The organism is Paraburkholderia sp. RL18-101-BIB-B (assembly GCF_046026985.1).
Taxonomy (GTDB): domain Bacteria; phylum Pseudomonadota; class Gammaproteobacteria; order Burkholderiales; family Burkholderiaceae; genus Paraburkholderia.
In genome coordinates, this window is sequence record NZ_JARESV010000110.1 from 1 (window position 1) to 6,158 (window position 6,158).

Annotated in this window: 6 protein-coding genes; 4 read left to right on the plus strand and 2 right to left on the minus strand. The window is 57.9% G+C overall.

The annotated features are described in order from the left end of the window. Positions 1 to 678 (minus strand): FAS1-like dehydratase domain-containing protein (locus tag P0D73_RS45715; protein WP_408436274.1); only part of this gene is annotated, 678 nt, incomplete at its 3' end. 340 nt (positions 679 to 1,018) lie between these two features. Here P0D73_RS45715 and P0D73_RS45720 point away from each other — a divergent pair. Continuing rightward, entirely contained in the window at positions 1,019 to 1,834 is an 816-nt protein-coding gene (locus P0D73_RS45720; protein WP_408436277.1) for an IclR family transcriptional regulator, read from the plus strand. A 36-nt stretch (positions 1,835 to 1,870) separates the two neighbouring features. On the opposite strand, the gene P0D73_RS45725 is transcribed toward P0D73_RS45720, so the two are convergent. Then, a complete protein-coding gene (locus P0D73_RS45725) occupies positions 1,871 to 2,689 on the minus strand; it encodes an IclR family transcriptional regulator (protein ID WP_408436280.1) in 819 nt (272 codons plus the stop codon). Positions 2,690 to 3,090: 401 nt separating this feature from the next. On the opposite strand from P0D73_RS45725, the gene P0D73_RS45730 reads away from it, so the two are divergent. The 3 genes from P0D73_RS45730 to P0D73_RS45740 all read left to right on the plus strand — a co-directional run bounded on the left by P0D73_RS45730 (position 3,091) and on the right by P0D73_RS45740 (position 5,836). After that, a complete protein-coding gene (locus P0D73_RS45730; protein ID WP_408294554.1) occupies positions 3,091 to 3,519 on the plus strand; it encodes a VOC family protein in 429 nt (142 codons plus the stop codon). Between the two features lie 193 nt (positions 3,520 to 3,712). Continuing rightward, entirely contained in the window at positions 3,713 to 5,026 is a 1,314-nt protein-coding gene (locus P0D73_RS45735; RefSeq protein ID WP_408294556.1) for an MFS transporter, read from the plus strand. A gap of 39 nt (positions 5,027 to 5,065) precedes the next feature. Then, positions 5,066 to 5,836: an SDR family NAD(P)-dependent oxidoreductase gene (locus P0D73_RS45740; protein WP_408436284.1), complete on the plus strand. Its 771-nt coding sequence runs from the start codon at positions 5,066 to 5,068 to the stop codon at positions 5,834 to 5,836. Positions 5,837 to 6,158: the final 322 nt, after the last annotated feature.

Consider the following 6,158-nt stretch of genomic DNA (forward strand, 5'->3'; position numbering starts at 1 on the left):
CAGCGCAAGTTCACAGCGCGCGAACTCAGTTAAAAACAGCGTGGTGAGTCCGCCGTTGACCACAAGATCCGGAAACCCTTCCACTTCGCGCGCGTAGCCCCGGTCGATGTGAATCTTGTGAGAGTTGAATCCAAGCGCCGAGTATTGGAATAGCAGCGTCTCATCGGGGACCACGACCTTCGTATAGGAGGCCGATACCGCAACAGGTTCGTCGGCGGGTTCCTTGTTGCCCGGCTGCGCAGGCAACAGCAGGTAAGTCTGCGTCTCGGTGATTGCGGGTTCCGCTTGATTGGCGAGCCGCAACGAGTGAACGATCTTCACTATGGCTTTGCGCCCGGAGGCACCGGTCTTCTCGATGATGTCGGCTACGCCGCTCGTCCTGGTGACGACCGCGCCAATTGGAATGTCATGGTGATACTCCACGCTTCGTCCGCCCTGCAGAAGGCGAGGCAAGCCAAGATCGGGAATTGGCGCGCCGAGACCGGGAAAGCCGTCAGCGCGCAGCTCTGAGCGCGGAGTGTCGGCACCCATAAGGAGAAAATGCCAGCCGCGAGGAAGTGGGGCGCCATCACAGATGGCATCCACCGGTAGGTCCAGCATTGCCGCCACCCGCCTGACTAACGAGGCAGAGCAGTGCTCAGTGCGGGTGTAGGTTACGTGAGTTGCTTCTACCGTCATCAAAACTCCTGGTTCCTCTGCTGCTAAACGAGATGCGCGCTGGTGAATAATGCATAGGTGAATAACACATTTCATTGATGATTCTACGCGATTCCTACGCCCTTACAACCTGCGGTTAACGCTGAGTTGTGCACGGAGCGATTGATCCGCGGCCAAGTGCGGTACGACCGTTCTGCGAGCGGAGCACTTGATTGAAGTGATTTGACTCATCCAGTACAGTGGTTCGAATTCGTATCTATTGCGATTGGGCCGAGCGACACCGTCGGGCCGCCTTTCGCATGAAATAAACCAACCCATGCCGCAGCGATGCACCAACAGCGAACTCAAGAGCAGCAACCAGATGAAAGATGACGTGACAGAAGTGACAAAAGCAGGAGAAGCGGAGGGTCGCGCTTATTCCGCGCCAGCGCTTGAGAAGGGCCTCGACATATTGGAGATGCTGTGCCAGGCCGAAGGGCCGGTGACCATGAAGGACATTGCCCTGCAGCTCGGGCGCAGCGTCGGCGAGCTCTACCGCATGCTTGCGGTGTTGATAGACCGCAAGTATGTTGCGCAAATCGGCGACAGCTACTACATCACGACAAAGCTTTTTTCCCTGTCGCACGACAACCCGCCCACGCACAGGCTGCTCACCGAGGCAATGCCGATCATGCAGAAGCTGTCGAGTCAACTCGACCAGGCGTGCCATCTGACCGTGTACGGCCAAGGCCGTCAGACCGTAATCGCAAAGGTCGACACCCCGAGCGGAATGGGATTTAGCGTCCGCGTGGGATCGGAACTGGATGTGCTGGTGTCGGCGTCCGGGCGCGTTCTTCTTGCGTTCCAGGACCTGGAAACTCGAAAGTTCAGAATCGATGAATCATTGGAGCGGCGCCCTGACCAGGCTGATCCGCAGATCTCGGGTGTTCTCGACTTTATCAAACAGCGTGGCTATGAATCGGCTCCGAGCGTTCAGGTGCGCGGTTTGTACGCGGTTAGCTTCCCCATTCTGGATTCGCACAACCACGCGATAGCAGCGCTCACCGTTCCGTACGCTGAACGGATCGATCAGACTCGTCGCAAGTCGATTTCAGACATTGAAGGCGCCCTTGGAGAAGCAGCTGCGCTGCTGTGCAGGCGAGTTGGTGGACGTTCGCAGGTGCGGGCGAACGCGTAGTTGAAGGCGACTTCAAGGGGCCGATATTGCCATCAGTCATGCCGCTGCCTGGGAATCCGGCACACCTCCGCCAATGCGCCCGCTGATAGTCCTGGCGGCCTCTTCCAACGCCGCCTGAATCTCGCTGATCGGCTTGCGCTGCGCCTGGTCGATTCGTTCCGCATAGGGAATCGTCAGCGCCGCGCTTGCGTGATTTCTCGAATCCAGTATGGGGAAGCTGAGCGCATATAGGCCCCTCACCTGCGAACTGGGGGCGGACTCGAAGCCGCGCGTCCGAATGTAGTCCAGAATGGCGTCAATCTGCGGATCCGCCTGGTCTGGCCTTCGTTGTAGCGATTCTGCAATCCGCAGTTTGCGTGTCTCTTCATCCTGGAAGGCAACCAGAACCCGTCCCGACACTGAGATCAGCACGTCCAGATCCGACCCGACCCGAAGGCTGAATCCCATTCCGCTCGGCGTATCGACTTTCGCCACCACGACCTGCTTGCCGTGGTTATAAACCGTCAGATGACAGGATTGATCGAACTCGCTTGCTAGCCGGTTCATGACTGGCGTCGCTTCGAGCAGCAGCCGGTGTGTTGGTGGATTCAGGTGCGAAAGCTCGAATAGCTTGGTGGTGATTGCGTAGCTGTCATCGATCTGCGCGACATAGTTGCGGCTGACCAGACACTGAATCATTCGGTAAATCTCGCCCACGCTTCGACCCACCTGGCCGGCCAGGTCCTTCTGGGTCAGCGGATGCTGGCTTCCACAGAGCGCTTCAAGAATGTCGAGGCCCTTCTCCAGCGCAGGGGCCGAATAGCTGCGGGCGCCCGTTTCATCAGCGGAAATGTCCGGGTTGACGTCACGTTTCATAAGCCAAATCCTCCGATCCCCTATATCTGCCCCGCCCGCTGGATGCCGTGGCGGCTGATTACGATTTCAATTCATCCATGCATCGGATATTGCGGCAACCCATGCCAATTTTGGTGCGTCCCTAGTTCGCGCACAGTCGGAAGTATCTCTAAAAGCGCCGCTGAAACTGCATAACAGGCCCAAGCATAACAAAGTCGGGCTCCCGGAACCGCACGCAAAAATACTTGTAGGTGTTTGCACCTATGCACAGTTGACTTCACCAGTGAAACAACATAACTTGTCATTAAGCTTTGAGCATGAGAACAGAGCTTCGAACAGAGCAGAACAGAACAATTGCATACGACACCTTCATGCATTTCTGCTCACCCAAGCGCATCCTTTGACCCCTGAAGAGGCACGACATGAACTTCAAGTTTCACCACCTCAACCTGTGCACGGACAGTCTTCCTCGCCTGACCAAGTTCTATCAAACGCTGTTCGATCTCGGCACGATCAACGACGAAGAACACGCGCGGGTGAACGCCGAAAGTACGACAAGCGGCTACAACGGCAAGGTCGACTTCCTGAGCGATGGCGACATCGAATTTCACTGGGCGGAGCGAGACCTGGACACCGGCTTCAAGATGAATCAGATCGTCAATCCCATGGCGCGAGGACACTTCTGCTTCCGTACTGACGACATCGAGGGCTTCAAGCGGCGGCTCGATGAGCGCGGCATTCGTTACTCGGACTACGGCCGTTGGGCAATTGCCGGCTGGCATCAGGTGTTCCTTCAGGATCCGGATGGAAACGTGATTGAAGTACACCAACCGAACGTGTTTGCGCGCTAGGTTGTGGCTGGCGCAGCGGCGTCCCGGCGCCACTGCGCAACCGGGACCGGGTGCTGCGCCCCTGCATGCAGGACACTCAGTTGCGCCCGTTCTCCGGTTGGATGTGTCCGACGCCTGACCAGCCAGGCTTGCTCGATTACCCCTGCCTTTTCGTTATCAAAGCAAAATCAATCTTCCAACAGGAGACATCCCGATGAGGGACACACTAACTATGGACATGCCCGCCGCGCCGACGAACTCGATGGCAAAGCGCGCGACTGTCGCGAGTACTGTAGGTTCGGCGCTGGAGTGGATCGACTTCACTGCATACGGTGCGGTTTCGGCGACCGTCTTTCCCAAGATATTCTTTTCGCAGATGGACCCCAACATGGGGATCCTCGCGGCGTTCGCGACCTTCGGGATCGGCTTTTTTGCGCGCCCGCTTGGTGGCCTGTTCTTCGGCATGCTGGGCGACCGTATCGGGCGCAAGAACATTCTTCTTTATACGTTGTCGCTGATGGGCGCGGCGTCGTTCCTCATCGGCTGTCTGCCGACCTACGCGACCATTGGCTTTGCGGCACCGTTGTGTCTCGTTCTCCTGCGCTTCCTGCAAGGCTTTGCGCTCGGCGGCGAGGCGACTGGCGCCCAACTGATGACGATGGAGCACGCTCCGCAGAACAAGCGAGGCCTGTATGGATCTTTTATTAACACCGGTTCGTCGCTGAGCGCGGCGCTGGCGAGCGGGATGCTGTTCGTGTTGACAAGCACCCTCGGCGCGGAGCAGTTTCAGAGCTGGGGGTGGCGTGTGCCGTTCCTTCTGAGCTTCCTGCTGGTCATCGTCGGAATCTATATCCGTCTTCGGGTTTCAGAGACGCCGGCCTTCGTGGAGGCACATGCAAAAGGCCAGGAAGAACGCATTCCGTTGATCAAGGCGTTTGCCCTGTATCCGGGAACGATTCTCCGACTGCTCGTAATCTGGTGCGCCCCGACGGCATGCTTCTACGTGATTACCGTCTTCTCGCTCAGCTATGTCACCAAGAATCTCGCACTGCCAAGTCAGACTGCGTTTCTTTGCCTGATGGGTGCGAACGTCTTTGCGATTTTCACGGTCATCGCAGGCGGTGCGGTGAGTGACCGGATCGGCCGTAAGCCGACCATGATGATCGCATCTGTGCTGACGCTCGCGATCGCGCTGTCTTACTTCACGCTCCTCGACAGCAAGAGCTGGTACCTCATCTTCTTCGCGATGGCGGCGTTCGTCGGATCGCTCCAGATCCAGTCCGGCGTGCAACCCGCTTTCTTTGCGGAGCCTTTCCCGACCAACGTCCGTTATTCCGGCTCCGCGGCCGCATACACCGGCGCGAATCTGCTGATGGGTGGCCCCACACCATTCATCTGCGCCTGGCTGCTGCAGCGTGCGCACGGGCAGACGTGGGTCATCACTGCCTTTTGCGCGGTTGTCATTAGTGCCTCGCTCATCGCCATCATTGCGAGCCCTGAAACCCGACACCTCGACATCAAACGCTAATTCGCACTCTGCGGATCGGCACGAAACGGAGTAAAAGACATGCTTTTGGAAAACAAGGTTTGTGTGATCGTCGGGGCGGGTTCGCTCAGGGGAATCGGGTATGCGACTGCCGAACTATTTGCGGAACATGGGGCAAAGATTGTCGCTGTCGATGTCGTCATGAATGATGGCCTGGCAAGCGAAATCAAGGCTTCCATCGACAGCAAGACTGGCCGCGATGCCGACGTGATCGGTATCAAGTGCGACATCGCCAACCGTGAGGACTGCATCCGTCTGTTCGACGCCGTCCGCGCTCACTACGGATCGGTAGATTGTCTCGTGAACAGCGCAGCGATCGTTAAGGCCCAGCCGATGCTGACAATCGACGAATCCGACTACGATCGGATCATGAATGTAAACCTCAAGGGAACCTTCAATCTCTGTAAATGTGCGCTCGCGGTGTTTGCTGAGCAAAAGCACGGAGCCATCGTCAACGTCGCTTCGGTTGCAGCACAACGCGGCGGCGGTCTGGTCGGCGGTGCGCACTACGCGGCATCAAAAGGCGGCGTCATCAGCCTGACCCGTACGATTGCTCGTGAGTTCGGGCCGATGGGAATCCGCGCCAATGTCGTCTGCCCATCAATGACGGAAACAGGCATGCTGGACGGGCTGTCCGAAGAGAAGCAGAAGGAGATTGCCACGACCATTCCTCTGCAGCGTGCTGGTCGGCCTGTTGAGATTGCGGGCGCCTGCCTTTTCCTTGCGTCTGATCTTGCAGGCTATGTAACCGGGGCGACCATCGACGTCAACGGCGGCAGCCACATTCATTAATCTGCGGCGGCTGACCCGAATTCTCCCGACGAATCACGTGCGTTGTAGTTTTAGGCGAACTCTTTGGGGTAGCGGAGCATCTGCGCCGCAAACAGCCTTGCTCGGCCAGAAGGGTTCGCCACATCTATCTTCGACTGCTCCGCGCGGCGTCACCTCGACGCCGGCCAGTTGCTGCTGATACATGCGGCGGTTACGGGTCTCGTTGGCACAGGCGGTGGAATGCCGGGATATGCCGGGTTTTGTTGTGAATCACGCGGGCCGCGCGCTCAATACCGAAGGCCTGCGAATCGTTCAAGAGGCCGTGACCGACGAGAGCACCGTC

Coding starts and splice junctions, on each gene's coding strand:
- P0D73_RS45720 (WP_408436277.1), top strand. CDS start 1,019: ATGAAAGATGACGTGACAGAAGTGACAAAAGCAGGAGAAGCGGAGGGT.
- P0D73_RS45725 (WP_408436280.1), bottom strand. CDS start 2,689: ATGAAACGTGACGTCAACCCGGACATTTCCGCTGATGAAACGGGCGCC.
- P0D73_RS45735 (WP_408294556.1), top strand. CDS start 3,713: ATGAGGGACACACTAACTATGGACATGCCCGCCGCGCCGACGAACTCG.
- P0D73_RS45730 (WP_408294554.1), top strand. CDS start 3,091: ATGAACTTCAAGTTTCACCACCTCAACCTGTGCACGGACAGTCTTCCT.
- P0D73_RS45740 (WP_408436284.1), top strand. CDS start 5,066: ATGCTTTTGGAAAACAAGGTTTGTGTGATCGTCGGGGCGGGTTCGCTC.